Annotated in this window: 28 protein-coding genes; 20 read left to right on the forward strand and 8 right to left on the reverse strand. The window is 72.0% G+C overall.

Annotated features, from left to right (window positions below; translation table 11 throughout):
* Window positions 1–105 precede the first annotated feature (105 nt).
* Window positions 106–1272 (reverse strand): N(5)-(carboxyethyl)ornithine synthase, encoded by a 1167-nt coding sequence (locus tag HQQ88_RS01295; protein ID WP_173168413.1) that lies wholly within the window; start codon window positions 1270–1272, stop codon window positions 106–108.
* An 88-nt stretch (window positions 1273–1360) separates the two neighbouring features.
* Window positions 1361–2047 (reverse strand): HAD family hydrolase, encoded by a 687-nt coding sequence (locus HQQ88_RS01300; RefSeq protein WP_173168414.1) that lies wholly within the window; start codon window positions 2045–2047, stop codon window positions 1361–1363.
* A gap of 130 nt (window positions 2048–2177) precedes the next feature.
* Here HQQ88_RS01300 and HQQ88_RS01305 point away from each other — a divergent pair, with 130 nt between their 5' ends.
* Window positions 2178–3167, forward strand: a complete 990-nt coding sequence (locus HQQ88_RS01305) for a hypothetical protein (protein ID WP_132100536.1) — start codon at window positions 2178–2180, stop codon at window positions 3165–3167.
* Window positions 3168–3170: 3 nt separating this feature from the next.
* The gene (locus HQQ88_RS01310) at window positions 3171–3503 is read left to right on the forward strand and encodes an ASCH domain-containing protein (protein WP_173168415.1); all 333 of its coding nucleotides are present in this window, start codon (window positions 3171–3173) and stop codon (window positions 3501–3503) included.
* Window positions 3504–3621: 118 nt separating this feature from the next.
* On the opposite strand, the gene HQQ88_RS20035 is transcribed toward HQQ88_RS01310, so the two are convergent.
* Window positions 3622–4632, reverse strand: a complete 1011-nt coding sequence (locus HQQ88_RS20035; RefSeq protein ID WP_123292601.1) for an AraC family transcriptional regulator — start codon at window positions 4630–4632, stop codon at window positions 3622–3624.
* A 235-nt stretch (window positions 4633–4867) separates the two neighbouring features.
* Between HQQ88_RS20035 and HQQ88_RS01320 the strand changes: the two genes are divergently transcribed.
* From HQQ88_RS01320 to HQQ88_RS01350, 7 genes are read left to right on the forward strand one after another with little or no spacing between them, the layout of a single operon-like run.
* The gene (locus HQQ88_RS01320; protein ID WP_173168416.1) at window positions 4868–5908 is read left to right on the forward strand and encodes an LLM class flavin-dependent oxidoreductase; all 1041 of its coding nucleotides are present in this window, start codon (window positions 4868–4870) and stop codon (window positions 5906–5908) included.
* A complete protein-coding gene (locus HQQ88_RS01325; RefSeq protein ID WP_173168417.1) occupies window positions 5905–7281 on the forward strand; it encodes an LLM class flavin-dependent oxidoreductase in 1377 nt (458 codons plus the stop codon). The genes HQQ88_RS01320 and HQQ88_RS01325 overlap by 4 nt, the downstream gene beginning before the upstream one ends.
* Window positions 7278–8600 (forward strand): NtaA/DmoA family FMN-dependent monooxygenase, encoded by a 1323-nt coding sequence (locus HQQ88_RS01330; RefSeq protein ID WP_173168418.1) that lies wholly within the window; start codon window positions 7278–7280, stop codon window positions 8598–8600. The genes HQQ88_RS01325 and HQQ88_RS01330 overlap by 4 nt, the downstream gene beginning before the upstream one ends.
* 56 nt (window positions 8601–8656) lie before the next feature.
* A complete protein-coding gene (locus HQQ88_RS01335) occupies window positions 8657–10219 on the forward strand; it encodes an ABC transporter substrate-binding protein (protein WP_123292605.1) in 1563 nt (520 codons plus the stop codon).
* On the forward strand, window positions 10216–11199 hold the full coding sequence (locus tag HQQ88_RS01340) for an ABC transporter permease (protein ID WP_173168419.1): 984 nt from the start codon (window positions 10216–10218) through the stop codon (window positions 11197–11199). The genes HQQ88_RS01335 and HQQ88_RS01340 overlap by 4 nt, the downstream gene beginning before the upstream one ends.
* Complete coding sequence (locus HQQ88_RS01345) at window positions 11196–12092, forward strand: ABC transporter permease (protein WP_123938233.1); 897 nt, start codon at window positions 11196–11198, stop codon at window positions 12090–12092. The genes HQQ88_RS01340 and HQQ88_RS01345 overlap by 4 nt, the downstream gene beginning before the upstream one ends.
* The gene (locus HQQ88_RS01350; RefSeq protein WP_173168420.1) at window positions 12089–13714 is read left to right on the forward strand and encodes an ABC transporter ATP-binding protein; all 1626 of its coding nucleotides are present in this window, start codon (window positions 12089–12091) and stop codon (window positions 13712–13714) included. The genes HQQ88_RS01345 and HQQ88_RS01350 overlap by 4 nt, the downstream gene beginning before the upstream one ends.
* A 172-nt stretch (window positions 13715–13886) precedes the next feature.
* On the opposite strand, the gene HQQ88_RS01355 is transcribed toward HQQ88_RS01350, so the two are convergent.
* Window positions 13887–14723 carry an alpha/beta fold hydrolase gene (locus HQQ88_RS01355; protein WP_133938270.1) on the reverse strand — a complete coding sequence of 279 codons (837 nt, stop codon included), beginning with the start codon at window positions 14721–14723 and terminating at the stop codon, window positions 13887–13889.
* 207 nt (window positions 14724–14930) lie between these two features.
* Here HQQ88_RS01355 and HQQ88_RS01360 point away from each other — a divergent pair, with 207 nt between their 5' ends.
* The gene (locus HQQ88_RS01360) at window positions 14931–15245 is read left to right on the forward strand and encodes a hypothetical protein (protein ID WP_123672695.1); all 315 of its coding nucleotides are present in this window, start codon (window positions 14931–14933) and stop codon (window positions 15243–15245) included.
* Between the two features lie 68 nt (window positions 15246–15313).
* On the opposite strand, the gene HQQ88_RS01365 is transcribed toward HQQ88_RS01360, so the two are convergent.
* A complete protein-coding gene (locus tag HQQ88_RS01365) occupies window positions 15314–15646 on the reverse strand; it encodes a hypothetical protein (protein ID WP_123938229.1) in 333 nt (110 codons plus the stop codon).
* A gap of 104 nt (window positions 15647–15750) precedes the next feature.
* On the opposite strand from HQQ88_RS01365, the gene HQQ88_RS01370 reads away from it, so the two are divergent.
* Window positions 15751–16686 carry an AraC family transcriptional regulator gene (locus HQQ88_RS01370; protein ID WP_254066867.1) on the forward strand — a complete coding sequence of 312 codons (936 nt, stop codon included), beginning with the start codon at window positions 15751–15753 and terminating at the stop codon, window positions 16684–16686.
* Between the two features lie 69 nt (window positions 16687–16755).
* Here HQQ88_RS01370 and HQQ88_RS01375 read toward each other — a convergent pair whose 3' ends face one another.
* Both HQQ88_RS01375 and HQQ88_RS19785 read right to left on the reverse strand, forming a co-directional pair.
* On the reverse strand, window positions 16756–17418 hold the full coding sequence (locus HQQ88_RS01375; protein ID WP_173168422.1) for a GAP family protein: 663 nt from the start codon (window positions 17416–17418) through the stop codon (window positions 16756–16758).
* A 17-nt stretch (window positions 17419–17435) separates the two neighbouring features.
* Window positions 17436–17690, reverse strand: coding sequence for a DUF6458 family protein (locus HQQ88_RS19785; protein WP_123340453.1), 255 nt, complete (start codon window positions 17688–17690; stop codon window positions 17436–17438).
* Between the two features lie 179 nt (window positions 17691–17869).
* Here HQQ88_RS19785 and HQQ88_RS01385 point away from each other — a divergent pair, with 179 nt between their 5' ends.
* The 9 genes from HQQ88_RS01385 (at window position 17870) to HQQ88_RS01425 (ending at window position 25449) form a co-directional block, all read left to right on the forward strand.
* Complete coding sequence (locus HQQ88_RS01385) at window positions 17870–18298, forward strand: DUF6325 family protein (protein WP_173168423.1); 429 nt, start codon at window positions 17870–17872, stop codon at window positions 18296–18298.
* 8 nt (window positions 18299–18306) lie between these two features.
* Window positions 18307–18609 carry an SHOCT domain-containing protein gene (locus HQQ88_RS01390; protein WP_173168424.1) on the forward strand — a complete coding sequence of 101 codons (303 nt, stop codon included), beginning with the start codon at window positions 18307–18309 and terminating at the stop codon, window positions 18607–18609.
* A 57-nt stretch (window positions 18610–18666) separates the two neighbouring features.
* Entirely contained in the window at window positions 18667–19167 is a 501-nt protein-coding gene (locus HQQ88_RS01395; RefSeq protein ID WP_173168425.1) for a DUF1269 domain-containing protein, read from the forward strand.
* Window positions 19168–19195: 28 nt separating this feature from the next.
* Entirely contained in the window at window positions 19196–19690 is a 495-nt protein-coding gene (locus tag HQQ88_RS01400; RefSeq protein WP_123292617.1) for a DUF1269 domain-containing protein, read from the forward strand.
* 76 nt (window positions 19691–19766) lie between these two features.
* Window positions 19767–20486, forward strand: a complete 720-nt coding sequence (locus HQQ88_RS01405; RefSeq protein ID WP_173168426.1) for a GAP family protein — start codon at window positions 19767–19769, stop codon at window positions 20484–20486.
* 31 nt (window positions 20487–20517) lie between these two features.
* Window positions 20518–21876: a hypothetical protein gene (locus HQQ88_RS01410; RefSeq protein WP_173168427.1), complete on the forward strand. Its 1359-nt coding sequence runs from the start codon at window positions 20518–20520 to the stop codon at window positions 21874–21876.
* Window positions 21877–21980: 104 nt separating this feature from the next.
* Entirely contained in the window at window positions 21981–23138 is a 1158-nt protein-coding gene (locus tag HQQ88_RS01415; protein WP_173168428.1) for an AI-2E family transporter, read from the forward strand.
* Window positions 23135–23812: a GAP family protein gene (locus HQQ88_RS01420; protein ID WP_173168429.1), complete on the forward strand. Its 678-nt coding sequence runs from the start codon at window positions 23135–23137 to the stop codon at window positions 23810–23812. Before HQQ88_RS01415 ends, HQQ88_RS01420 begins: the two co-directional genes overlap by 4 nt.
* Window positions 23812–25449: a SulP family inorganic anion transporter gene (locus HQQ88_RS01425; RefSeq protein ID WP_254066819.1), complete on the forward strand. Its 1638-nt coding sequence runs from the start codon at window positions 23812–23814 to the stop codon at window positions 25447–25449. Before HQQ88_RS01420 ends, HQQ88_RS01425 begins: the two co-directional genes overlap by 1 nt.
* 67 nt (window positions 25450–25516) lie before the next feature.
* Here the strand turns inward: HQQ88_RS01425 and HQQ88_RS01430 are convergent, their stop codons facing one another.
* The gene (locus HQQ88_RS01430; protein WP_123292622.1) at window positions 25517–25717 is read right to left on the reverse strand and encodes a hypothetical protein; all 201 of its coding nucleotides are present in this window, start codon (window positions 25715–25717) and stop codon (window positions 25517–25519) included.
* Window positions 25718–25808: the final 91 nt, after the last annotated feature.

A 25808-nucleotide genomic window follows, 5' to 3' on the forward strand; every position in this document is an offset into this window, starting at 1 on the left:
GCCGACGCGGTACGACGAGGCCGTTGTCGCACGACGTCGACCTCGTCGTTCCGCATCGGGTCAGCGCCCGACCAGCGCCCGACCAGCGCCCGACCAGCGCCCGGGTCAGCCGGCCACCGCGTGCGGGTACTCGTCCGAGCGGCCCTGGAACGCGAGGATCGCCGGGTTGCGCACGTGGCCGTCCTCGATCTCGACGGCGCGTCGGATCGTGTCCGAGTCGGCCCACGCGGCCGCGCCCGCCATCACCGGCCGGAGGAACGGCATCAACGCGTCGCTGATCTCCCACGTCGTCGAGTTCCAGAGCAGCGAGGGGCTGTGGTCGACGGCGTAGTAGTTCGTGCTCTCGCCGACGGTGGTCATCGGTTCGGCGAAGGTCGTCGCCTGCGCCCACTCGAACCCCATCCCCACGTCGATCGAGACGTCGACGACGAGGCTGCCCGGACGGAACACGCCCAGGTCCTCGGTGCGCAGGTACGTGAGCGGCGCGTTCGGGTCCTGGAGCGTGCAGTTCACGACGATGTCGTTCTCGGCCAGGTACGGCGCCAGCGGCACCGGACCGTCCTCGGTCTTGACCGTGTTGCCGCTGGGGTCGTGGTCGTCCTGGCTGATCTGCAGCATGTCGACGGACGGGATCGGCGATCCCACGGCGGCGATGTCGCGGTTGGTCAGGACGCGGACGTCGTGGATCCCGTGGGCGTTCAGCGCGGTGACGGCACCGCGGGCGGTAGCCCCGAAGCCGATCACGACCGCGGTGAGGCGGCGGCCGTAGTCCCCGGTGGAACCACAGAGCTGCAGGGCGTGGATGACCGAGCAGTAGCCCGCGAGTTCGTTGTTCTTGTGGAACACGTGCAGGCTGAACCCGCCGTCCGACCGCCAGTGGTTCATCGACTCCCACGCGATGAGGGTCAGGCGCTTGTCGATCGCGACCTGGGTGAGGGCGGGGTCCTGCACGCAGTGCGGCCAGCCCCAGAGGACCTGTCCGTCCCGCAGGTCCTCGAGGTCGGACACCTGGGGTTTGGGCAGCAGCACGACGTCCGACGCGGCGATGACTTCGTCTCGGTCCGCCATGGCGCCGACGAGGGGTTCGAGTTGGTCGTCCGTGACGCCGAAGCGGCGACCGTACCCGCGTTCCAGGATGATGTTCGCGCGCAGGTCGGGGTCGATGCGTTCGAAGTGGGCGGGATGGATCGGGAGGCGGCGTTCGTCGGGTTTCCGCGACTCGGCCAGCACCCCGAGGTGCAGCAGCGGCGATGCTGCCGGTGTTTGGGTCATGGTGCACTCTACGGCCGCTTGCCGCCGCCGAGCGGCCGAGCCGCCGAGCCGCCGAGCCGCCGAGCGGCCGAGCAACCAAGCGGCCACGTCACCCGCGGCGGTCGGCGAGCGCCGTGAGCACCATGGTCTCCATGTCGGGGCCGTCCTGGGCCCCGTGGTCGATCAACAGAGCGTGCATCCCGGCGGCCCGGGCCGCCTCGACGTCGTGCGCGACACTGTCCCCGACGAACAAGCAGCCGCTCGACTCGACGCCGAGTTCGGCGGACAGGGTCTCGAACGCGCGACGGTCTGGCTTCTGCACCCCGATCCGCTCCGAGGTGCACACGACGTCGACCGCGTCGAGCAAGCCGGTGCGGCGCAGCTTGTCGACCTGCTGCGTCTCGGTGCCGTTCGTCAGCACGCCGATGCGGTACCCCTGCACACGGAGCGTCCGCAGCAGCGGCAGGCTCCCCGGGTACGCACGCCACGATGCCTCGTACTGGTGCCGGTACGCGTCGAAGAGCTCGTCGAGCCTCCGGTCGTCGGTGGGCGTCGGCACGCCGAGCGCGGGCAGGACGACCCGCAGCCGTTCGCGCCGCTGCTCGGGGAAGCTGATCTGCCCGGCTCGCCACCGCTCGAACTGCTCGGTTTCGGCATCGAACCAGCGGCCGATGGCGGACGCCGAGACCGGGATGCCGAGTGACTCGAGGAACCGGGCGGCACCGGTGGTCGCTGCGCCACGGTGGTCGAACAGCGTCCCGTCGAGGTCGAACCCGACCGCTCGCAGCTGCGCCATGTCCTCAGCGTAGGGACGGCCGCCTCGACGACCTGACGTGATGCGGTTCTCCGCACGAAGTGGGCCGGCCCGTCGGAGCTCGGCCAGGATGCACTGGGAGGTGTCGTCCTGCCGGAAGAGGAGTCACCCCATGCGGGTCCTGAGCTACGTCCTGCTCATCGTGCTGATCACGGCGCTCACCCTCGGGGGCACCCTGCTGGCGGTGTTCGAACTCAGCGACGTTTCGGACGTCCTGATCATCGCGGTGAGCGTCAGCATCCCGATGTTCGTCGTCGGACCTGCGGTGGTCGGGTCGTTGGCGGGCTACTGGGACCACCGGTCGTCCACGGACAGCTCCCGGTACCTGCGGTGGTGGCTGCTGGGCGTGGTCGCCGTGGACGTGGCGGGTGCGGTGGTCATCGTGCTCGCGTCGGTCTCGGCCGGTGCGCCGGTCTGGGTGCCGGTCGTGCTGATCGGGGGAGCGGCGGCGCTGCTGGTGATCGCGCGTCCACTCGGTGCGCTGTTCCGGCGCACGGAGCCGTCGCCGTCGGCGTACCCGGTCGGCTACCGGTTCGGACCGGCCGAACTCCGCCACACGATCGTGGTGATCGCGGTGACCTTCGGCGTGTCCATCGTCGTCGTGACGATCGGCGTGGTGGTCCTGGCCGCCCTCACCGGGGACGACCCCGCTGGACTCACCCAGGCGGCCTTCCTCGCCGGCCAGCTGGTCTTCACTGCGACCGCGTTCGCGGCCCTGCTCCAGTCGCTGCCGTTGAACGGGCTCTTGCGGGCGTCCGCCGGCCACGACCTCGGTCGACTCCGTCGCTTCGCGAAGATCGTGGCCCGCGGCGCGGACCTGCCGCTCGACCCGGCTGAGCAGGTCGGCGCCGTCCGGTACGCCACGGTGGTCCCACTCGCGCTGCGGTTCCAGCTCGCGTACATCGGGCTGCTCTACACAGCGCTCGCGTTCCAGATGGTGTCGACGTGGATCCGCGGCGACCTCGGGATCCTGCCGCCGGTGTTCCTCGCGCTCATGGTGGCGGTGCTCGTCTGGATCGTCCCGCTGACGCTCCGCCGGATCCGCCGTGCGACGGCCTACGCCGCGCGGCACGCGGACCTGGTCGACATCGACCAGACTTGATCCGTGTCCCAGACGATCCACTTCCACCAGAAGCACCACGACGCCGTCCAGCGCGGCGAGAAGGTCACGACGGTGCGCTGGCACGAGGACGTCCGCACCGGCCCCGCGGTGTTCGTCTTCGACGAGCACCCCTCGGCGACGCCGTTGGCCGGCCAGGTCACCGAGGTGACCGACCACCGCCTGAGGGAGCTCACCCCTCGGGCGGCGCACCAGCCGGCCGACACCGACATGGTCGACTTCGCCCGGCAGCTGCGCGCCAACTACTACCCGGACATGCCGGACGACGCGGTGGTCCAGGTCGCGGTCATCGCGCTCGACGCGACGCCGTCCGCGTGACGTCCGTCAGGGCGGTGGACGGGACGACCTGACGGACGGGAGGCGCGGTCCGGGCCCGCCCCGCGCCTCCCGTCCGCCCGTCGGCTCTGCCCAGGGCGCGTGGCGCGCGCTCGACCGGTTACCGGTGCAGCGTGGCCTTCGGGTACTCGCCGTAGCGGCTCGTGTACTCCGCCGAGAACCGGCCGAGGTGGGCGAACCCCCAGCTGCGGGCGACCTCGCTCACCGAGGTGGTCGCGGTGTCGAGTCGCAGCAGGTCGCCCCGGACGCGCTGGAGCCGGACGGAGCGGACGTAGGCCGACGGCGGCATCCCGAACAGCCGCTGGAACGACTCCTGCACGGCACGGACGCTCAAGCCGGACACCGCGGCGAGGTCCGACACGGCGATGGGTTCCGCCGCGTGCTCGTGCACGTGGTCGACCGCTCGCCGGATCCGGGCGTTCCGGGGTGCCCACAGGGCGCTCGACGGTTCGGCGGCCTTCGGTGGGTACAGGGCGAGGAAGGCGACGGCGACGGCTCGGGTGGCGTCCGACCAGGCGGTGGAGGCCACGCCCTGCGCCGCGAGGACCCGACGAGCGGACTCGAGGACCTGCCGCCAGCGCACGACGGCGTCCGCTGCGGGGACCGCGCGCTCGTCGAGGTGCAGGCCGCCCGAGGGCAGGCCGTGGCGCTCCTCGGCGACGGACCGCACGAACGCGCGGGTGAGGTGCACCATGACGGCGTCGTGGTTGCTGGCCTCGACGACGGCGCGTCGTTCGGTGGGCATCAGCGCCGGCACGCCGTTGTCGACCGGCCCGCCGCCGCGCAGGAGGTCGAGCGTGACGACGCCGCCGAGCACCAAGACGACGATGTACGCGTCGTCGGGGGCCACGGTGCCGCGGACGTAGCCGCGCATCTGCGATCGGCGCAGCGTCACGTTGCCGTCACCGACGGCCAGGTACCGGAACGAGTACGCCCCGGTGGTCGGACGGGTCTGCCAGGAGGTGCCCGTGACGAGGCCCGGCAACTGCTCGAGGGCCTGCTCGGGCGAGGACGCCGAGGCCTCCAGGCGGACCGGTGCGGCGGCGGTGGCGGTGCTCAGTTCGGTGGTGGTGGTCGCGGATGACGTCTCGTCGACGGATTCTTGCGGCACGGTGACACTCCCTGATCGTCTCGAGGAACACAGGAGTTCCGGCGACCGGGGTCCGGGGCAGCTGCCGCCAAGCTACGTCGGTCCTGCTCCGGGCACAAGGGCGGCGATGATGCTCCTGTTCCGCGCGGTGCGCGCTCTCCTACGTTCCGTGACGAATCACTGCGTCCCGTTACGTCGACGCTCGTGCGCGTCGCTCGCTCGTGTTTGCATCGCTCCACTGACGAGGGAGTGTTGCATGACGCACGTCGAACGCACCGCCCGCGCGGCCACGGTGCCGTTGCGGATCGCGGTGTTCTCGCACGGCACCGAGGCGCCGCCGGCGACCCGGGCCTACCGCGAGGAGCTCGAGCTCTTCACCGCGGCGGAACGCCTCGGGTACGACGGGGCCTGGGTCCGCCAGTTCCACTTCCGACACGACGACGCACCGGCGCGCGGCGGACTGCCGTCACCGTTCGTGTTCTTCGCGGCCCTCGCCGAGCGGACGTCCACCCTGCGGCTCGGGCTCGGAGCGGTCACGCTGCCGCACGAGGACCCGGTTCGGGTCGCCGAGGACGCCGCCGTCCTCGACGCGATCAGCGACGGACGCGTGGAACTCGGCGTCGCCAACGGTGGCGGCCCGGAGACCCTCGACGTCTTCGCACCCGGTCTGGTCGGGGCCGACCACGACACCCGTCGTGCCGCGTTCGACGAGCAGCTCGCACGGCTGCTCGACGCGCTGCGTGGTGCGTCACTCGGCACGGGGACCGCACGCCTGAACCCGGACGGCAGCGGGCTGCTCGACCGGATCTGGGACGCCACGCTCAGCGCCGAGAGCGCCGCCATCGCCGCCCGTCGGGGGCACGGGGTGCTGATCGGCACCACGCAGACCGTGCCGGCCGAGGTCACCGCGGACGCCTACCACGCCGCACTGCCGGACGGCGCTGTTGCCCGCGTCGCGCTCTCGACGGCGATCTACCCGGCCCCGGACCGCGAGACCGCGCTGCGCGAGGCGCGTGCGGGCATCGAGGCGAAGTACGCGTGGGGCGAGTCGTTCCTGCCGCCGGCGACGACCCTGGCCGAGAAGGCCGCGTCGCTCAACCTGCACTACGGCACGGCCGACGACATCGCGGAGTCGATCGCGTCGAAGCCGTACTCCCGGTACGCGACGCAGCTCAACGTGCAGGTCGACGACGGCTACTCCGACGTCGGTGCACGGACGGACGCCCTCGCGCTGTTCGCCGAACAGGTGGCCCCGCAGCTCGGCGCCGTCCTGGCCCACGAGGCGGTGACGGCATGACCCGCGACGGCGGCCTGGTGCTCGGCGGGATGGTGTTCTACCCCGGCGGCGAGCACGTCACGAGCTGGCGCCTGCCGGGCAGCGAACCGGACGCCTACCTGGACGTCGAGTACTACGTCCGGTTCGCGCAGACGCTCGAGCGCGGTGGGTTCGCGACGCTGTTCATCGCCGACGAGCTGTACGTCTGGGACCGCTTCGCGTCGGGCATCGACCACGCCGTGAACATCCGCACCGAGCCCTTCACCCTGCTCGGTGCCCTGTCGCAGCGGACCGAGCACATCGGGCTCGCCGCGACGGTCTCGACCACCTACAACGAGCCGTACCACGTGGCCCGGAAGCTGGCGTCGATCGACCACCTGAGCGAGGGCCGGGCCGCCTGGAACCTCGTCACGAGCGCCTCGGACGAAGAGGCCTGGAACTTCGGTCGCGACGCGAACCTCGACCACGCCGTCCGCTACCGCCGGGGTGCCGAGTTCGTCGACGTCGTGCAGGGCCTCTGGGACAGCTGGGACGACGACGCGTTCCTGTACGACCAGGAGTCCGGGTACTTCGCGAAGCGCGACGGACTGCACGTGCTCGACCACGAGGGCGAGTTCTTCCGCGTGCGCGGGCCGCTCAACATCGCCCGGCCGCCGCAGGCCCACCCGGTGCTGTTCCAGGCCGGGGCGTCCGAGGCCGGCCGCGCGCTGGCCGGGGCGAAGGCCGAGGGCGTCTTCACCCTCTGGCAGGACGACCTCGCCGACGCGCAGGCCCTGTACGCCGACTACAAGCGCCGCGCCGTCGAGCACGGACGTGACGCGTCGTCGATGCTGATCCTGCCGGCGGTGTCGCCGGTGATCGGCGACACCGAGGCCGACGCGCTGCGGCAGCTCGACGAGATCGAGGAACTGACACCGGACCGCGTCTCGCTCGACCTGCTGTCCCACTACCTGCAGACCGACCTGTCCGACCGGCCGCTCGACGCACCGTTCGAGCACGTCTTCGACGAGACGGCGATCAACCAGTCGAAGTCCGTCTACGAGTCGATCCGCCGCATCGCCGCCGAGGCCACCACGCTGCGCGAGGTCTACCGGACGATCCTGCGCCGTCGGTTCCTGCCGGGCACGCCCGAGCAGATCGCCGACTGGCTGGCCGAGCGCTACCAGCAGGACGCCGCCGACGGCTACATGCTCGCGTTCTCGTCGATCCCGGTGAGCGTCGACCGGTTCGTCGACCAGGTCGTGCCGGAGCTCGAACGTCGTGGCGTGTACGACCGCACGTACCGCGGCGACACCCTGCGGGAGCACCTCGGGTTGGCGCGACCGGCGAGCCGGTACGACGGTTCGGCAGCCGCGCCCGCGCCAGCGGCCGTCGACCAGGAGGCGTCCGCATGAGCGACCGCATCCTGTTGGGCGCCTTCGCCTTCCACCCGGGCGGCGCGCACGTCACCGGGTGGCGGCACCCGTCCTCGCGTCCCGCCGAGCACCTGAGCATCCGGCACCACCGGCGCATCGCGCAGACCGCCGAGCGCGGCGTGTTCGACACGCTCTTCCTCGCCGACGGCCTGTACTTCTGGGACCGGTACCCGTCGGGCGTCGACCACTACGGTGCGCTGCGGCCCGAACCGTTCACGCTGCTCGCCGCGCTGTCCCAGGTGACGTCGCGGATCGGCCTCGCCGCGACCGTGTCGACGACGTACAACGAGCCGTACCACGTGGCCAGGACCCTCGCCTCGCTCGACCACCTCAGCGGTGGGCGAGCCGCGTGGAACCTCGTCACGAGCCGCTACGACGAAGAGGCCCGCAACTTCGGTGGTGACGCCCACATCGACCACTCCCGACGGTACGAGCGCGGTCGCGAGTTCGTCGACGTCGTGAACGGGCTGCTGGACAGCTGGGACGACGACGCGATCGTGGCCGACCCGGCGTCCGGGGTCTTCGCGCGCCGCGACGGCCTGCACCGTCTCGACCACGAGGGCGAGTTCTTCCGGGTGCGCGGGCCGCTCAACATCGCCCGGCCGCCGCAGGGCCACCCGCTGCTGTTCCAGGCCGGCGGGTCCGAGTCCGGGCTGGAACTCGCCGCCGACACGGCCGACGCGGTGTTCACCCGTGGCGGTTCCACCGCGGACGTCCGACGCTTCGTCGACGACCTGCGCGCCCGCGCCGTCCGGCACGGCCGCTCCGCCGACGCGGTGAAGATCATGCCGTCGGTGATGCCGGTCGTGGGGGAGACCGCCGCCGACGCCCGAGCCGAGGCGGACGCGATCCTCGCCCTGACGCCGGACGCCCTCATCCTCGAGGACGTGTCGCACCAGATCGGGCAGGACCTGTCCGGCCGCGACGTCGACGTGCCGTTCGACTACGCCGAGGAGTTCGACACCTCGAACGAGACCCGCTCGCCGAAGCCCGCGGTCGACCGGCTGCTCGCCGACGGCCCCGCGACGCCCCGCGACGTCTACGCGTGGTCGTACCGCCGCAGCCTGCTGACGGGAACCGGACCGGAGATCGCCGACCGGTTCGAGGAGCTCGCCGACGACGGTGGCGCCGACGGCTTCATCGTGCAGTTCCCGTACCTGCCCGGCGGGATCGACCGGTTCGTCGACCACGTCGTGCCGGAACTGCAGCGCCGCGGCCGGACCGCCACGGCGTACGACGACCTCACCCTGCGCGAGCGCTTCGGACACCCCCGGGTGCCGGACCGCGCGCACCGCTGACCGCACCACCCCTCCCAGCACCGCACCCCTGCAACCCGAACCCCTAGGAGTCATCCGTGACCGTCGACCTCACGTCGCGGCGGCGTCGCCTCAAGCGCCTCGCCCTCGCGGCCACCGCGTCCGCCCTCGCCCTCACGCTCGCCGCGTGCTCGTCCGGCGGCGATGCCTCGCCCGGATCGTCCTCGGACACCGGCACCTACACGCTCGGACTCCAGGAGCCCGACAGCACGATCAACCCGCTCACCACCTCGGACTACAACGCGATGTTCATCGTGGGGTTGGCGTCCGAGGGCCTGCTCAGCCAGGACGCGAAGGGCAAGCTCGAGGGCCGTCTGGCCGACTCGTGGAAGGCGTCGTCCGACGGACGCACCTGGACGGTGCAGCTCCGCGACGACCTGCAGTTCTCCGACGGTGCCGCGCTCACGAGCAAGGACGTCGTCGCGACGTTCGACTCGATCATCGGCAAGGACAGCCAGTCGCCCGGCAAGTCGAGCTTCGACGGCATCCTGCAGTCGGTCGCCGCCGACGGTGCCTCGACCATCGACTTCACGCTCGCCAAGCCGTACGCCGACTTCCCCTACCTGCTCACGGGCTCGAACACGACCATCCAGCCGGCCGGCTTCGACGCCGGCGCGAACTGGGCCAAGCAGCCCGTCGGCGCCGGACAGTTCGTGCTGACGAAGTACTCGGCCGGCCAGGGCGCCACGTTCACGAAGAACCCGGACTACTGGGACGCGAAGGACGTGGAGCTGCAGCAGGTCGACGTGAAGTTCTACGCCGACGACCAGGCCCAGCTGCTCGCGTTCCAGAGCGGGGAGATCGACCAGATCGCCGCCAGCCCCACCGCGACGTCGACGCTGCAGGCCTCGGACTACACCGAGACCGAGCCGTACTTCAACAAGTTCGACGGCATCTTCCTCGACGTCACCAAGGCGCCCTTCGACGACCCGAAGGTCCGTGAGGCCTTCGCCCTCGCGCTCGACCGTGAGGAGATCGTCAAGACGGTCTACGGCGGCGCAGCCGAGGTCGGCAACGACACCACGTTCTTCCCGAGTTCGGCGATCCAACCGAAGGGACTCGAGCAGCGCGAGCAGGACAAGGCGAAGGTCGCGGACCTGCTCGGCGGCAGGACGGTCTCCTTCGAGATCACGACGCTCGACGCCGAGAAGGCCCTCGCCCAGGTGGTGCAGCAGCAGCTCGAGGCGGTCGGCGGGTTCGACGTCACCCTCAAGGTGCTGACGAGCGCGCAGTACTACGCCGACGGCGACGACACCCCGTGGCTGAACGCCCCGGTGACGATCACCAACTGGGCGCAGCGCCTGCCCGCGCAGTACGTCGACCTGATCTACCGCGACGGCGCCGTCTGGAACGCCTCGAAGTACTCGAGCCCGGAGCTCGAGCAGCTGACCGACCGGTACGAGTCGACGACCGACGAGTCGGAGCGGCAGGACCTGGCGAACCAGATCGCCGAGATCGAGTGGACCGACCTGCCCGTGATCGTCCCCGCGTTCGCGTCGAGCAGCATCCTGCTGCAGAAGCGCGTCACGGGCACCTTCCGGTCGGGGCAGGACTTCCCGGGCGGGTTCGACTTCCGGGGCATCGGGGTCACCGCGTCATGAGCACCGCGCGCCGCCGTCGTCTGCTGACCCTGGTCGGGCAACGGGTCGTCCAGATCCCGCTCGTCCTGGTCGTGGTCTCCGTCCTGACGTTCTGGCTCGTCCAGGTCGTGCCGGGGGACCCGGGCCGGAACGCCCTCGGGCAGTACGCGACGGCGGCGCAGGTGCGCGCGTGGAACGTCGACCACGGGCTCGACGGGCCCCTCGTCAGCCGGTACCTGCACTGGATCGGCGGGTTCGTCACGGGGGACTGGGGCACGAGCTTCGTCTACTCCGAGCCGGTCCGCGACCTGGTGCTCGGCCGTCTCGGCAACTCCCTGCTGCTCGGCGCGTACGCGTTCGTCATCATGGTGCCGGTCGCGATCACGCTCGGCGCCGTGCAGGCGTACCGGCAGGGTCGCCGCTCCGACCGTGCCGTCACGGTCGGGCTGCTGACGATCTCGGCGGTGCCGGAGTTCGTCGTCGGGATCGTGCTGCTGCTCGTCTTCTCGGTCTGGCTGCGGGTGGTGCCCGTGCAGGCATCCGGTGCGCTCGACGCCGGGTTCGGCGAGCGGCTCCGGGTGCTCACGCTGCCCGCCGTGGTGCTCGCCCTGGCGTACCTCGCCGTCCTGACCCGGATGGTGCGTGCGGGGACGATCGAGACGATCCGGTCGCAGTTCCACCGCACCGCCGTGCTCAAGGGCCTGACCACCGGCCAGGTCGTCCGCCGGCACGTCGTCCGCAACGCGCTCATCCCGACGTTCTCGGTGCTCGGCATCTACCTCGGCACCCTGCTCGGCGGCAGCGTCATCGTCGAGACCCTGTTCTCCTACCCGGGCCTCGGCGCGCTGCTCGTGTCGGCCGCCGAACGCAAGGACGCCCTGCTGCTCGAGAGCGGGGTGATGCTCGCCGGAGCGCTCTCGCTCGGCGCGCTCCTGCTCACCGACCTGCTGTTCGTGGTGGTCGATCCCCGGATCCGCTTCGAACGGGTGGCCACCGCATGACCGCCGTCGTCCCCGGCGCCGTCGAGACCGACGCCCTCGCCGGTCGGCCGTCGGCGTCGACCACCACGGGCACCGCACGGGTCACCCGCCGCGGGTGGCGCGGACTCCTCCGGCGTCCCACGTTCCTGGTCTCCGTGGCGATCCTGCTCTGGTGGGTCGTCCTGGCCGTGGGCTGGCACCTGCTCGGCCTGCAGCCCTTCGCCCGCACCGGTGAGCTCCTGCAGGCGCCGAGCGCTGCGCACTGGTTCGGCACCGACTCGCTCGGCCGCGACGTCTTCGCCCGCGTCGCCGCCGGGGCCCGGCCGGCGCTCGTCATCGGCCCGTTCGGCGCGGCGCTGGCGACCGTCGTCGGTGGCACCCTGGGCCTGCTCGCCGGCTACCACCGCGGCTGGGTCGACACCGCCCTGATGCGGTTCTTCGACGTGCTGCTCGCGTTGCCCAGCCTGATCTTCCTGGTCGTGCTCGTCGGTGCGTTCGGGGTGTCGACGCCCGCGCTCGTCCTCATCGTCGGCGTGCTCTTCGCGCCGGGCATCGCGCGGATCGTCCGGGCCGCGGTGCTCGTCGAGATGGGCAAGTCCTACGTCCAGGCCGCACGGCTGCAGGGCGAGAGCGCCGTCCGGGCGATGGTCACCGAGTTGCTGCCGAACGTGATCGGGGTCTTCGTGATCCAGGCGGTCCTGAGCCTCGGTGCCGCGATCTTCATCACCGCGTCGCTGTCGTTCCTCGGGCTCGGTTCGCAACCACCGGCCGCCGACTGGGGGCTCGACATCAACGCGAACCGCGCCTACCTGCAGGCCGCGTGGTGGACGGTCGTGTTCCCGGGTGTCGCCGTGGCGTCGATCGTCGTGTCCGCGAACCTGATCGCCGACAACCTCAAGGAGGTCTCCGAGTGACCGAGCAGACCGGCACGAGCCAGCAGTCCCGGACCACCGGCACGACCGACGCACTGGTCCGCGTCGAGGGGCTCACCGTGTCGTACCGCGGCACCCGGGTGGTCGACGACGTCGCGTTCGTGATCGAGCCCGGTGGCTCGTACGGGCTCGTGGGCGAGTCCGGCTCCGGCAAGAGCACCGTCGCCGGCACGCTGACGGCGTCGCTCGGCCCGGACGCCGCCGTCGGGTCGTCGGCGCTGGTCGTCGACGGCGTCGACGTCGCGTCCCTGCGCGGTGAGCGCCTCCGGCGGTTCCGGCGCGACGTCGTGGCGGTCGTCCACCAGGAACCCGGCCTCGCCCTCAACCCGACGATGACGGTCGGACGCCAGGTCGCCGAGGTCCTGCGCGCCACGGGCTCCGGCCGCGCGACTGCGGACACCGCGACGATCGAGGCGTTCACCCGGGTCGGGCTGCCGTCGCCGACGACGATCGGGGTCCGGTACCCGCACGAGCTGTCCGGCGGTCAGCAGCAGCGCGTCGCGATCGCGATGGCCCTGGTGGCCCGTCCGCGCCTGCTCGTGCTCGACGAACCCACCACCGGCCTGGACAGCACGGTCGAGGCGGGCATCATGGCGCTCATCGACGAGCTCCGGACCGAGATCGGCTTCGCGACCCTGCTCATCAGCCACAACCTGCCGCTGGTCGCGGCGCACTGCGGACGGGTCGGGGTGCTCCGCCACGGGGTACTCGTCGAGGAGGGCACCGCGACCCAGGTGCTGCTCCACCCCACGGAGCCGTACACGAAGCAGCTCGTCGACGCCCTGCCCGACATCACGACGGGCAAGGCGGGAACGACGGGCAAGGCGGGAACGACGGGCACGACCGCCGAGACCGCGCAGCACGACGTCCTCGCGACGATCAGGGGCCTCCGCAAGGAGTACGACGGCGCCGTCGCCCTCGACGGCATCGACCTCGAGCTGCGCCGCGGTGAGGTGCTGGGCGTCGTGGGGGAGTCCGGCTCCGGCAAGACGACCTTCGGCCGAGCACTCGCCGGACTGGTCCGACACGACGGCACGATCACGCTGGACGCCGGCGACCGGACGCCGACCGGCACCCCACCCGTGCAGGTCGTGTTCCAGAACGCGGACGCCTCGCTCAACCCGCGACGGACGGTCCGACAGGTGCTCGGACGGGCGATCCGGCTGCTGCACGGCGACGGCACCGCCGAGCAGCTCGCGGCGCGGGTCGGGCTGCCCGCCGACGTCCTCGACCGCCGGCCGGCCCAGCTGTCCGGCGGGCAGAAGCAGCGCGTCGCCATCGCCCGGGCGTTCGCCGGACCGGTGCCGCTGGTGGTGTGCGACGAACCCACGTCGGCCCTCGACGTCTCGGTGCAGGCGCGGATCCTCGACCTGGTGCTCGACCTGCAGCGCACCACCGGCACGACCTGCGTGTTCATCTCGCACGACCTCGCCGTCGTGCGCCGGGTCGCCGACCGCATCGCGGTCTTCGACGGCGGTCGTGTCGTCGACGTGGGCCCCGCGGAGCGGCTGTTCGACGCGGGCGCGCACCCGCGCACCCGCGAGCTCGTCGCGGCCGCGCTCGACCTGCGCCGGCGCGCCGGTCTGGTGGCTCCCGCGGCCTGAGTGGGGCCCTGGACCTGCGCACAGGAGGACGGGCGCGGGCCGATCAGCGTGACGCGCCAGCGGCACGCGGGCCGCGCCGACCGAGCCTGCGAGGGAGGGGTGGCGGGTCTGCCACGGGCCTCCCGTCCGCCTGTCGGTCGCGTTCCGTGCCGCGGACGCTGAGCGTTCCGCGCTACTTCGCGAGGAACGCCAGCACCACGCGGTTCCACTCGTCCGGGTGGCTGACGTTGACGCCGTGCGGGCCGCCGGCCACGACGTGCAGCTCGGAGCCGGCGATCGCGGCGTGCGTGCGGGCACCCGAGCCGTCGAACGGCACGGTCGCGTCGCCGTCACCGTGGATGACGAGCGTCGGCACGGTGACCTTCGGCAGGTCGTCACGGAAGTCGGTGTTCGCGAAGGACGCCATCGCCTCGAGCGCGGCGGTCTTCGATGCCTGCTTCGCGAGCGTGAGTGCCTGCTGCCGGTCCTCCTCGGAGACGACCAGGGTGCCGTCCACCGAGAAGAAGTCGGTCGTGAACTGGTCGTAGAACGCGTCCTCGTCCTTCGTCAGGCCCGCGGTCATCTCGGCCGCCTGCTCCTTCGGCAGCGGGCCGTCCGGGTTGTCCGAAGTCTGCAGCAGGTACGGCGGCACGGCCGAGGCGAAGACGACGCTGTGCAGCCGCTCGGTGCCGTACTTCGAGAAGTAGCGGGCGACCTCGCCGCCGCCCATCGAGAAGCCGACGAGGGTGACGTCTCGCAGGTCGAGCTCGGTGAGGATCGTGTGCAGGTCCTCGGTGAGGTGGTCGTAGTCGTAGCCGGTCTTCGGCTTGTCGCTGCGACCGAAGCCGCGACGGTCGTAGGTGACGACGCGGTGTCCGGCGTCGACGAACGCCGGGACCTGCTTGCTCCAGGACTCGCCGGACAGCGGCCAGCCGTGGATCAGGACGACGGTGCGGCCGGAGCCGCCGGTGTCGTCGACGTGCAGGTTCGTGTCCTTGAAGAGCCCGTGGTGGGCGGTGATCTCGGTCAAGAGTCGCTTCCTTCCCGCGCCGCACGGGAGGCGGCACGCACCTCGTTGCTACCAGCGGGATCCCGAGCGACAGCGCGGAGTGGACAGACCCCTCGGCGTCGGCGTCGGCCTCGGTGTCTGTGACGCACGCGGGGACCACGGCCTACTGTCCAGCAGGATCAGGGAACCGTCACCGCGGCGGATGCCCCTCGTCACGAGGGAGCACCGATGAAGTACGTCAACTACGCGGGGACCGTCCGGGTCCTGACCGGTGACACGGTCGCCGACGCGGTGATCCGGTACGCGGCCGCCCTGCACCAGAGCCGGTTGAGCGACGTCGTGTCGGTCCCGACGACCGACGACTTCGGCGCGGCCAGCACGGTGGAGCTGCTCCTCGCACCAGCGGTGGCGGTCGCCCTGGAGCCGGCGCCGGACGACGACCTGGAACCCGAGAGTGGGGCGTTCCTGGCCGAGCTGAGCCGACGGACCGAGGCGGTCCTGGCGGTCGACGCCAGCAGGTTCCCGACCGACCTCGGGCGGTGAGCGCGGTGCGCGCGGTGAGCGCGGTGGGCGCTGTGCGCGCGGTGCGTGTCGCTCCGACCGCGCTGCGGTCAGGCGACCGGTCCGTCGCCCGTCAGGTCCGAGCGGGTGTCGGCGTGGATCGTCTCAGGGTGGTCGAACGTCTGCGCTGCAGCACGCAGGCGTTCCACGAACTCACCGTTCTCGACCTCGAGCTCGTCCTCGTCCGCGTCGGCGACGACGATCTCGCTCGACGGGCCGATGAGGATCTTCGTGGTCGTCATCGTGCCGTCCTCCGCCACCGTCGGGACCGCGATCGCGTCGGCGCGACTGCCGCCGGCGAGCGCCGCGGCGTACTCGATCACGGCGTCGGCGACGTCGTCGCTCGTCAGGAACGTGGAGCGGTCGTACTGGATGTACTTCATGTCGCATCAGTCAAACGCGCGGATGCTGGTCGTCGTCCAGGAAACCCGGCGCGTCGTGCGTTGCGCGGATGCCGACATGTCGCGAGGATCATCACGTGCCCGAGATGATGCACCGCACGCAGCGGGAGATCAGGACAGACGAGCCGTCGGTCGCGGCCGAGGCGCTGTCGGTGACCCACGTGACCCACGGACTCACCGTGGAGGCGACCGGAGAGGGCTTCGTCTTCGAGGAACGCGTGCGGGGCACCGCCCTGCTCTCCCTCGAGTCGACGCGGTGCACGGGTGCCCTGAGCGGCGCGGTCGAGCCCGGGCGGGCGATGATGATCGTCTGGGTGAAGGCCGGTTCGGCGCAGGTCGACGACAACCCGGTGCAGATCGGCCGCCCCGTGCTCTACCGACAGGACCCGCAGCGGTTCCGGTGGGTGGACTTCCAGCACGACGTGCTGCGCATCGACCGGACGATCGTCGAGCAGGTCGCCGCCGAGCGCGGTGACTGGGCGCCGGGTCCGCTGGAGTTTCGTCCCCGACACGTGCCAGAGGGTGCGCCGCTCGCCGCCTGGTGGCTCATGGTCCGGTCGGTCGCGCAGGAGGTCCTGCAGGGTCCGACGGACGTGCCGCTCGAGCGGGAGCGCGAACTCGCCCGGTTCGCGGCCGGCGGCTTGCTGACCGCGATCCCGCACTGGCCGGTGGGGCAGCACGAGCCGGTGATGGCGTCGACCGCGCGCTTCGCCCGTGCCGAGACGTTCCTGCTCGACCACGCGACCGAGCAGATCACCGTCAACGACGTCGCCGAGGCCGCGGGGCTGAGTGTCCGCGGGGTGCAGGCGGCGTTCCAGCGGCACCACGGCATCACGCCGACGATGTACCTGCGCCGGATCCGGCTCCTGCTCGCCCGGGAGCAGCTCGAGGCCGGCGACGACCGCAGCGTCGCCGAGATCGCCCGGGCGACGGGGTTCGCGCACCTGGGCCGGTTCGCGGGGAGCTACCGGCAGGAGTTCGGGGAGCTGCCGCGGCAGACGGCGCTGGCGGCGCGGGAGTAGCGAGTCGGCGGTCGGTCGTCGGTCGGTCGGTCGTCGTCGTCGGTCGCCCGACGGCTCGTGCGTGGGGCGTCAGAGCCGTCCGAGGCCGTCGCCGACCAGGACCGCGCCGACGAGCACGAGGACGACGACGGTCACGGCGCGCGAGTTGTGCCGCAGCCAGGTGCGGAACCGCTCCAGGTCCGCGCGGGCCGGTTCCCCGCCGACCAGCGCGAAGACGATCGGCCCCGTCACCGTGGCCGTCATCAGCAAGGTGCTCGCCCCGACGAGGACGGTCGACGGCACCGCCGGCAGCTCAGCCGGGGCGAGCACGATGCCGACGCCGGACGCCAGCAGCAGGGCCTTCGGGCGCAGCGCGAGCGCCGCCCCCACTGCGAGCGCGACGGCGGGTCGGACGGTGCCGACCGCCGTCGTCAGGAGTGCGCTCGTCCGGCTCGGTCCCGCTGCGGCGGGGCGCCGGAACACGACCCCCGCGGCGAGGACCGCGACGACCCCGAGCAGGCATTCGCCCAGGCCGAGGCCCGGTGACGCCGTCGCCGGCAGGTCCACCACGAGGACACGGCCGAGCAGCGCGGTCGCGGCGACCGTGACGACGAAGACCCCGGTCACCGAGCCGACGGCGAACAGGACGGCCGGACCGAGGCCGCGACCACCGAGCAGCAGGGTGAGCACCGCGGCGATGGGGACGGAGCTCAGCGCACCGGCGATGGCGAGGGGCAGCAGCTGGCCGATCACGGCGAGCACGGTGCCGGTCAGACCCCTCGGTCGTCCTCGTCGACCCGGCGGACGACACGCTGTCCGGTCACGGGGTCGATCTCGGTGACGACGCTCGTCGTGGCACGGCGCGGCCGGAGCCGGAGGACGATCCCCAGCACGAGGACCAGGAAGCCGGCGACCATCAGGATGTAGCCGATGAGCTGGATGTCGATGCCGACGACCGTGAAGTCGAACGCGAACGCCATGATCGCGCCGACGACGAGCAGGAAGATCCCACCGCCGATGCTCACGGCGTCACCGCGGGTCGTGCTGTCACGGGGTTCATGGACGCAACGATCGACGACCGGTGCCGGCGGTGCATCACCCGCCCCGGGTGATCTGCGGAGGCGTGCCAGATCACCCGCTCAGGGTGGTGCCCGACCGGTTCCGCCGCGGCTACACCTGGTGCCATGACCACAGGGGAGGCACCGTGACCACCTTCACGTACGGCCCGGCCGAGGTGTTCGTCGTCGCGTTCCGGGGCGAGCTGCCCGACGACGCCGTGCTCGACGCGCTCGTCGACCTGACGGACGCCGAGACGGTCCGGGTCCTCGACCTGCTGCTCATCAGCCGGGCCGAGGACGGCACCGTCCACGTCCGCGAGCTCGACGACGTGACCAGGACCGGCACATCGGGCTCGGTCGCCCTCGAAGCCCGCGGCCTGGCCGCCAACGACGACGTCGACCAGGTCGCGGACACGCTCGCGCCCGGGACCTCGGCCGCGATCGTCGTGATCGAGCAGCTCTGGGCCAAGGACCTGGCGGAGCGGTTCGCCGACAGCGGGGGCCAGCTGCTCTGGAGCGCACGCGTCCCCGCACCGGAACTCAACGACCTCGCCGCCTCGGCGCACATCGGTTAGGAGACACCATGCCGTTCCGACGATTCGGCCGACCCGGACTGCTCGGGCTCGCTGCACGGACCGCGGTCGTGGCCGGGACCGCGTCGGCGGTCGGCGGTGCGGTGCGCGGGCACGAGGAGCGTGTGGCGGAGGACCGCGCCGCAGAGGAGCGGATGACAGCGGAACGCGCCGCAGCGGAACGCGTCGTGGCGGACGTCCCCGCTGCTCCCGACCTGCTGAGCGAGCTCGAGCGACTCGGTCGGCTCCGGCAGCAGGGCCTCCTGTCCGACGACGAGTTCGCCGCCGCCAAGCAGCGCCTCATCGGCGGGTGACGGGCACCGACCACCTGCAGTACGACCGTTCGACAACCACGAGGAAAGGGAACCCCCATGGCCACCACGACCACCGCCACCGACTCGACCGTCGGTGTCTTCGCCACGAGTGACGAGGCCCTCGGCGCCGCCAAGGCACTCAAGGACGCCGGGTACGGCGACGACGTCGTCTCGATCGTCGGCAAGGGCGTCAAGGACGACAAGAAGGTGCACGGCTGGATCCCGGTCGGCAACGAGGCCGGCACGTTCGGCGGGTGGGGTGCCCTGTGGGGCGCGCTCACCGGTTGGCTGCTGCTCGGGTTCGTCTGGCTCCCGGGCATCGGGTGGGTCGCTGCCGCCGGGTGGCTGGCCAGCACGCTCGTCGGAGCCGGCATCGGTGCGGGTCTCGGCGCACTCATCGGCCTGGCCGTCCCCGAGGACGAGATCCCGCAGTACGAGGACGACCTGAAGGCCGACCGGTACCTCGTGATCGTGCACGGCGACGGCCAGGCCGTCGACGCCGCCCACCGCCTCCTCGACGGTGCCGGCCCGGTCCGGGTCAGCCGCTACTCCGAGTGACGACCACCACCAACGGAAGGAAACGATCATGGCAGACCTCATCGTGATCTCGTTCGACGACGACGCCAGTGCCGTCGCCGCCTACGAGGAAGTCCAGCAGCTGCAGAGCGACCTCGTCGTCGAGCTGTCCGGCCTCGCGCTCGTCCGCGTCGACGACAAGGGCAAGACGCACGTCGAGACCCCCGGTCCGGCGGGCAACGTCGGGGCCGGTGCCGCCGGAGGTGCCCTGTTCGGCACCCTCCTCGGACTCCTGTTCTTCGTGCCGTTCTTCGGACTGGTGATCGGCGGTGCGCTCGGCGCGCTGTTCGCCGGGCTCGACAAGACCGGGCTGAACGCCGAGTTCCGCGACCGGGTGAAGAGCGCCGTCGCGGACGGTCGTTCCGCGGTCGTCATCTACGCCACGAAGATCACCGAGGACAAGTTCGGTGCAGCCCTCTCCCGCTTCGGCGGGACCATCGTGCAGACCTCGTTGTCGGCGGACGACGAACACGAGCTCGCGCACGACATGACCGGCGCGCGCTGAGCGTGCGCCCCCGGTGACGCGCCGCCGACACCTGACGTCGGCGGCGCGTCGCCACCCCAGCGGAAGGACCGGGCTCATGGGTGCGCTCATCGTCGGCCTCATCGCGCCGGCGCTCGGGATCCTGCTCAGCCCGCTGGCGATCATGGCCCTGGTGGCCGAACTGCTCTCGCGGCGGTACCGCGCCAACGGCCTCGCGTTCTTCGTCGGCTGGCTGCTCGCCACCGTGGTCGTCGTGGGGGTCTCCGTCGCGGTGTTCAGCGCGATCGACTTCCACCCTCGGACCGACACCCCGCTCTGGACGGCCGTGGTCCGGCTGGTCATCGCCCTCGGGCTGCTCGCGGCCGCGGTCTGGGTGTTCCGACGGGGCGGCCGTGACCTGCGGAAGATGTCCGAGGCGTCGACGCCCGAGCAGGTCGCGGCAGCCGCACCACAGCTGCCCGGCTGGCTGCAGAAGGTCAGCGAGTTCACGCCGGCGCGGTCCCTCGCGCTCGGGTTCGGCATCTTCGCCGTGAACCCCGTCGACGCCTCGTGCGCGATCATCGCCGGCCTCGACATCGCCGGCGCCCCGGTGACCGCCGGGCAGGGCGCCGCCGTGGCGATCGCCTTCGTGGTCGTCGGGGTCGCACCGATCGCCGTCCCGGTGTTCTTCGTGCTCGCGCGTGGGGACGCTGCGGCACCGCTCCTCGAGCGCCTGCGCACCTGGATCGCCGGCCACACCAACGTGCTGAACGCGGCGCTCATCCTGGTCATCGGTGTGCTGCAGCTGCAGAAGGCCGTCTCCGCCCTGATCTCCTGACGTTCGCCGCTCCCGGGAAGGACCGCAGCCCATGACCACCACCGAGGACGAACTCGCCGCACTCCGCGCCGAAAACGAGCACCTGCGCCTCCGGCTCGCCGGGCAGACCGCTGACGACACCCCGGTCCGCCGCCGCGGGTGGGGCTGGGCGATCCCGTCCGCCGCACTGATCGTCGTCGGGGCGCTGCTCGCACCGGTGGTGGTGATCACCACCTGGGCACAGCGCGAGGTCACCTCGACCGAGGCCTTCGTGGCGACGTTCGCGCCGCTCGCCCGCGACCGGGCGGTCCAGACGCTGGTCGCGGACCGCACGGTCGGCGCGATCGAGGACCAGCTGGACGTCGCCGGGCTGACCGGGGCGCTCTTCGATGGCATCCGCGGGCTGGACCTGCCACCCCGGGCGAAGACCGCGCTCTCGGCGCTCGAGGCACCGGCGACCGCCGGCATCCAGGACCTGGTCTCCGGCACCGTGAACCGGTTCGTGGCGTCCGACCAGTTCGCCGACCTGTGGAAGCAGCTGCTCCGCACCGGGCACACCCAGATGGTGGCGTCGCTCAGCGGCGACCGACGGGCAGCGGTCGCGATCGGAGCGGACGGGTCGATCGGCATCCAGCTCGGGCCGGTGGTGGCCGAGGTCAAGGAGCGGCTCGTCGACCGGGGGCTCATCTTCGCCGAACGGATCCCCGCGGTCGACCGGACCATCGTCATCGCGACGTCCGACGCAGCGGTCCGGGCGCAGACCGGGTACACCCTGCTGCAGGTGTCCGCCGTGTGGCTGCCGTGGCTCCTGGTCGCCTGCATCGCCGTCGGCGTCGTCATGGCCAGACGCCGGGCCCGGGCGCTCACCCTCGCCGCGGTCGGCGTCGCCCTCGCCATGCTCGCCACGCTCGCCGGGATCGGGATCGGACGGGTGTTCGCGGTGCGGGCGCTGGCGCCGGACCTCATGCCCCGCAACGCAGCTCGAGCCGTCTACGACACCGTGGTGGCCTTCGCCGCGCACGCCGCCGTGGCCGGCGCGGTCCTCGCGGCGTGCGTGGCCATCGTCGCGTGGTTCGCTGGCTCGTCCGACACGGCCCGACGCCTGCGGAGCCTCGCCGTCCGCGGTGCCGGGGCACTCCGCCGCCGCGGCGACGCCCTCGGCATCGGCACCGGACGGGTCGGGGTGCAGCTGTACCGGGGCAGGGTCGTCATCCGCGCCCTCATCGCGCTCGGTGCGGCCACCGTCATCGTGCTCGGCCGCCCGCTCGAACCGGCGCTCGTCGTGTGGACCCTGGTCGGCGCGCTCGTCCTCGTCGCCGTGCTCGAGGTCCTCCAGCGTCCGGAGGGGGCTCGCGGCGACGCCGGGGTCTCACCCGGAACTGACGATCCCGTCGGTTCCGCGGCGCACTAGCGTCCGAGCACGGCATCCGGGGACCGGGGCCGCGAGGGAGACGAGGCCCGATGTCACTCTGGAAGCGCCGACCGCGCCGACCGCGCCGACCCGACGATCCGACGATGCCGAGCGCCGCCGCGCCCGACGCCGGGCACGACGCCGCACCGGCGGCCGCGGTCGGGTCCGGTCGCGGGCTGCGCATCATGCTCGGTCTCGCCGCAGCGGTCGTCGTCGCCGTCGGCTGCTCCCGGTTCGCCGGCATCATCGCTCCCACGGCGCTCGCCCTCGTCGTCACCATCTGCGTCCAGCCGGCCCGGGTGTTCCTCGAACGACTCGGCTTCGCCCGGAGCCTCGCCTCGGCGGTCGTCATCGTGGTGATCCTGGTGCTGCTGGTGGGGTTCTCGCTGGCGCTCGTGGTCTCGGTCGCGCAGTTCGCCACGCTGTTCCCGCAGTACGCCGACCAGATGCACGCGGTGGAGGACCAGCTCGGGCAGTGGTTGACGTCGCTCGGCGTCGGGCAGCAGGAGGTGCAGAGACTGCTGGCGGGGCTCAGCCCCGGCACCGTCATCGGCGCGGTGTCGGACCTGGTCGGCAGCGTCTTCGGCCTCGGCGTCGGCCTGGTCGTCGTCCTCGCGCTGATCGTCTTCATGACCCTCGACGCCGGGTGGGGGCGACTCATCGCCGACCGGCTCCGGCCGGTCCGTCCCCAGCTCGTCGAGGCGCTCACCGGCTTCACCGTCAGTGTCCGCCGGTACATGGTCGTCACGGCCGTCCTCGGCGCCGCGGTCTCCGCGCTCGACGCCCTCGCGCTGGTCCTGCTCGGGGTCCCCGGTGCGGCGCTCTGGGGCCTGCTGGCCTTCATCACCGGCTTCATCCCGAACATCGGGTACTGGATCGGCATCATCCCGCCCGTGGTCCTCGCCCTGCTCGCGAACGGCTGGCAGAACGCGATCGTCGTCATCGTCGTCTACGCCGTGATCAACGGGGTCATCCAGTCCGGCCTGCAGCCGCACATCGTCGGGTCGGCGGTGTCCCTCAACCAGACCATCGCGTTCCTGTCCGTCGTCTTCTGGTCGGCCGTGCTCGGGCCGATGGGCGCCGTCCTCGCCATCCCGCTGACCCTGCTGGTCCGCGCGGTCCTGGTCGACGCGAACCCGGACGCGCGGTGGATGCGCCCGGTGCTCGGCGACGTGACCGGCCTCGGGCCCCCAACTCGGCGGACGGACCGCCGCACACCGACCGCTCCCGGCGGCACCACGACGACGAAGGGCACCCCGTGAACACCGCTCCGCTCATCGGCGAGCTCCTGCCGCAGGCCGTGACCATCGCGATCAGCCCGATCCCGATCATCGCCGCGATCCTGATGCTGCTCGCGCCGCGCGCCAGGTCGGTCGCGACGGCGTTCCTGGTCGGCTGGGTCTCCGGCATCGCGGTGGCCGTCGTGGTCGTCACCCTGTTGTCGTCCCTGATCCCGGCCGGTGACCCCGACGCGTCACAACCCGTCGCCGGGGTCGTGAAGCTGGTGCTCGGCGTGCTGCTCGTGCTGCTCGCCGTGCGGCAGTGGCGGGCCCGGCCAGCCCCTGGAACCACCGCGACGCCCCCGAAGTGGATGTCCGCGATCGACTCGATGACACCGGTGCGCGCCGCCGGACTGGCCTTCCTGCTCGCCACCGTCAACCCGAAGAACCTCATGATGGCCGTGGCGGCCGGCGTCACCGTCGGCACCAGCGGCGCGGACACCGGGTCGGTCGTCTGGGCGCTCGTCGTGTTCGTCGTCCTCGCGTCGCTGAGCATCGCCGTCCCCGTGGTCGGCTACCTGCTCGCCAGCACCCGGGTGCAGGGAGCACTCGGGGCGCTGCGCGACTGGCTCACCGCCAACAACGCCACGATCATGGCCGTCCTGCTGCTCGTCATCGGTGTGACGACCATCGGCAAGGGCATCGGTGCGTTCTGATGCGCATCCTGGCCGGGCTCGACCGTCACTCGTGGCGCACGGAGGCACTCTCCGGCGTGACCCTCGCGGCGATCGCCATCCCGCTGAACATCGGGTACGCGCAGATCGCCGGTCTGCCACCGACCGCCGGGCTGTACTCCCTGATCGTGCCGGCGGTGCTGTTCGCCCTGCTCGCTTCGAGTCGGCAGCTGGTGGCGTCGCCGGACGCCGCAGCGGCCGCGCTCGTCGGATCCTCGCTCGCCGGGCTCGCGGCGACGGGCAGCGCGTCGTACGTCCAGCTCGCATTGGCGCAGGCAGTCGTCGGCGCCGTCGTGTTCGCCCTGTGCGCCGTCCTGAAGCTGGGGTTCCTGGCGAACTTCCTGTCCGCGCCCATCCTGGTCGGGTTCGTGGGCGGTCTCGCGCTCGACATCCTGCTCAGCCAGGTGGCGAAGATGCTCGGGGTCAAGGTGAACAGCGGCGACGAGTTCCTGCCACGGTTCGGGGAACTCGTCACCGGGCTCGGACACCTCAACGTGTGGTCGGTGTGCCTGTCCGTCGGGTCGGTGGCCGTCCTGGTCATCGGCCGCCGGTTCCGAGCGATCCCGTGGGCACTCGTCGTCCTCGTCCTGACGACCGTCGTGCTGGTCGTGTTCCGGCTGGACGACGCCGGCGTGGCCGTGCTCGGCGAGGTGCCGGCCGGACCCCCGACCCTGACGTGGCCGCAGATCTCGTGGCACCAGTGGGTCCAGGTCATCCCGAGCGCCGTCGCGCTGACCCTCGTCGCGATGGCCGAGGGGTTGCTCGTGGCCCGCCGGTACGCCGAAGCGCACGACTACACGGACCGGGCGAACCGCGACCTCTGGGCGTTCGGTGCTGCGAACCTCGGCTCCGGCCTCACCGGCGGGTTCACGGTCGGTTCGTCGGCCTCGCGGACGGCGGCCATGGACCAGAGCGGGTCCAGGACCCAGCTGCCGTCGCTGATCGCCGCGGTGCTCACCCTGCTCGTCGTCTGCTTCGGCACCGAGCTGCTGCAGGACATCCCCTCGCCGGCGATCGGCGCGATCGTCGCCGTCGCGGTCGTGCCGCTCCTGGGCCTCCGCGACTTCGCCCGGCTCTGGCGGCTCCGACGGTTCGAGTTCGCCGTCGCCGCCGTCTGCTTCCTCGGGGTGCTGCTGCTCGGTCCGATCATCGGCATCGCGATCGCCTTCGTCCTGTCGCTCGTCAACGTCATCCGGTCCGCCGCGAACCCGCCCGCCGACGTCCTGGTGCCGAGCGGCGACCCGGTCGACGTGTTCCGGGCCGCCCGAGACGGCAGCGTCTCGTCGGCACCCGGCGTCGTGGTCCTCCGGTTCTCCGGACCGCTCTTCTTCGGCAACGCCCAGCGCTTCGCATCGGCGGTCCGCTCCGTGCTCGCCCCCGGCGACCCGGCCGTCCCGGTGCACGCCCTGGTGCTCGACTGCAGCGCGGTCACCGGGATCGACACGACCGCGGCGGACGTCGCGGGCGAGGCGCTCGACTGGGCCCGCGCCAACGGGGTCGAGGTCGGCTTCTCGCGGGCGCGGGCCGCGACGCGGGCCGACCTCGAGCACTTCGACCTGGTCGGGGGCAGTCGCTTCTTCCCGAGCAACCGGGCGGCCGTCGCCGAACTCGGCCGCTGAGGCCATTGAGGCCGCTGAGTCCACCGAAGCCTCCGAGGCCTTCGAAGCCGCGCGTGCCCGCCGGCGGTCAGCGCAGCTGCCGGAGCTCGGCGATGTCGAGCCCGAGGTCGGCGATCCGGGCCAGCAGCCCGTGCAGCTGGGTCTGGTCGGACAGGTCGCCGACGAGCAGCGTCTCGCCGGGGCCGATCTGCACCAGCGAGAACTCCGGGAACGCGGCGACGAGGGTCTCCGACATCGCGTAGGGAAGACGGACCTCGTAGCGGCTCATCGTCGGCCTCCTGCTCGTCGTGGAGCCACGATCATCCCGCGCGGGGGCCGGTGCGGGGTTCCCCTGATCCGGGTGAGGTCTCCGTCGTGTC

This window comes from Curtobacterium sp. VKM Ac-2861, assembly GCF_013204965.1.
GTDB lineage: Bacteria > Actinomycetota > Actinomycetes > Actinomycetales > Microbacteriaceae > Curtobacterium.

Coding starts and splice junctions, on each gene's coding strand:
- HQQ88_RS01395 (WP_173168425.1), top strand. CDS start 18,667: ATGGCCACCACGACCACCGCCACCGACTCGACCGTCGGTGTCTTCGCC.
- HQQ88_RS01415 (WP_173168428.1), top strand. CDS start 21,981: ATGCCGAGCGCCGCCGCGCCCGACGCCGGGCACGACGCCGCACCGGCG.
- HQQ88_RS01400 (WP_123292617.1), top strand. CDS start 19,196: ATGGCAGACCTCATCGTGATCTCGTTCGACGACGACGCCAGTGCCGTC.
- HQQ88_RS01430 (WP_123292622.1), bottom strand. CDS start 25,717: ATGAGCCGCTACGAGGTCCGTCTTCCCTACGCGATGTCGGAGACCCTC.
- HQQ88_RS01365 (WP_123938229.1), bottom strand. CDS start 15,646: ATGAAGTACATCCAGTACGACCGCTCCACGTTCCTGACGAGCGACGAC.
- HQQ88_RS01330 (WP_173168418.1), top strand. CDS start 7,278: ATGAGCGACCGCATCCTGTTGGGCGCCTTCGCCTTCCACCCGGGCGGC.
- HQQ88_RS01390 (WP_173168424.1), top strand. CDS start 18,307: ATGCCGTTCCGACGATTCGGCCGACCCGGACTGCTCGGGCTCGCTGCA.
- HQQ88_RS01345 (WP_123938233.1), top strand. CDS start 11,196: ATGACCGCCGTCGTCCCCGGCGCCGTCGAGACCGACGCCCTCGCCGGT.
- HQQ88_RS01305 (WP_132100536.1), top strand. CDS start 2,178: ATGCGGGTCCTGAGCTACGTCCTGCTCATCGTGCTGATCACGGCGCTC.
- HQQ88_RS01340 (WP_173168419.1), top strand. CDS start 10,216: ATGAGCACCGCGCGCCGCCGTCGTCTGCTGACCCTGGTCGGGCAACGG.
- HQQ88_RS01425 (WP_254066819.1), top strand. CDS start 23,812: ATGCGCATCCTGGCCGGGCTCGACCGTCACTCGTGGCGCACGGAGGCA.
- HQQ88_RS01325 (WP_173168417.1), top strand. CDS start 5,905: ATGACCCGCGACGGCGGCCTGGTGCTCGGCGGGATGGTGTTCTACCCC.
- HQQ88_RS01360 (WP_123672695.1), top strand. CDS start 14,931: ATGAAGTACGTCAACTACGCGGGGACCGTCCGGGTCCTGACCGGTGAC.
- HQQ88_RS01295 (WP_173168413.1), bottom strand. CDS start 1,272: ATGACCCAAACACCGGCAGCATCGCCGCTGCTGCACCTCGGGGTGCTG.
- HQQ88_RS01300 (WP_173168414.1), bottom strand. CDS start 2,047: ATGGCGCAGCTGCGAGCGGTCGGGTTCGACCTCGACGGGACGCTGTTC.
- HQQ88_RS01370 (WP_254066867.1), top strand. CDS start 15,751: ATGATGCACCGCACGCAGCGGGAGATCAGGACAGACGAGCCGTCGGTC.
- HQQ88_RS01320 (WP_173168416.1), top strand. CDS start 4,868: ATGACGCACGTCGAACGCACCGCCCGCGCGGCCACGGTGCCGTTGCGG.
- HQQ88_RS01405 (WP_173168426.1), top strand. CDS start 19,767: ATGGGTGCGCTCATCGTCGGCCTCATCGCGCCGGCGCTCGGGATCCTG.
- HQQ88_RS01410 (WP_173168427.1), top strand. CDS start 20,518: ATGACCACCACCGAGGACGAACTCGCCGCACTCCGCGCCGAAAACGAG.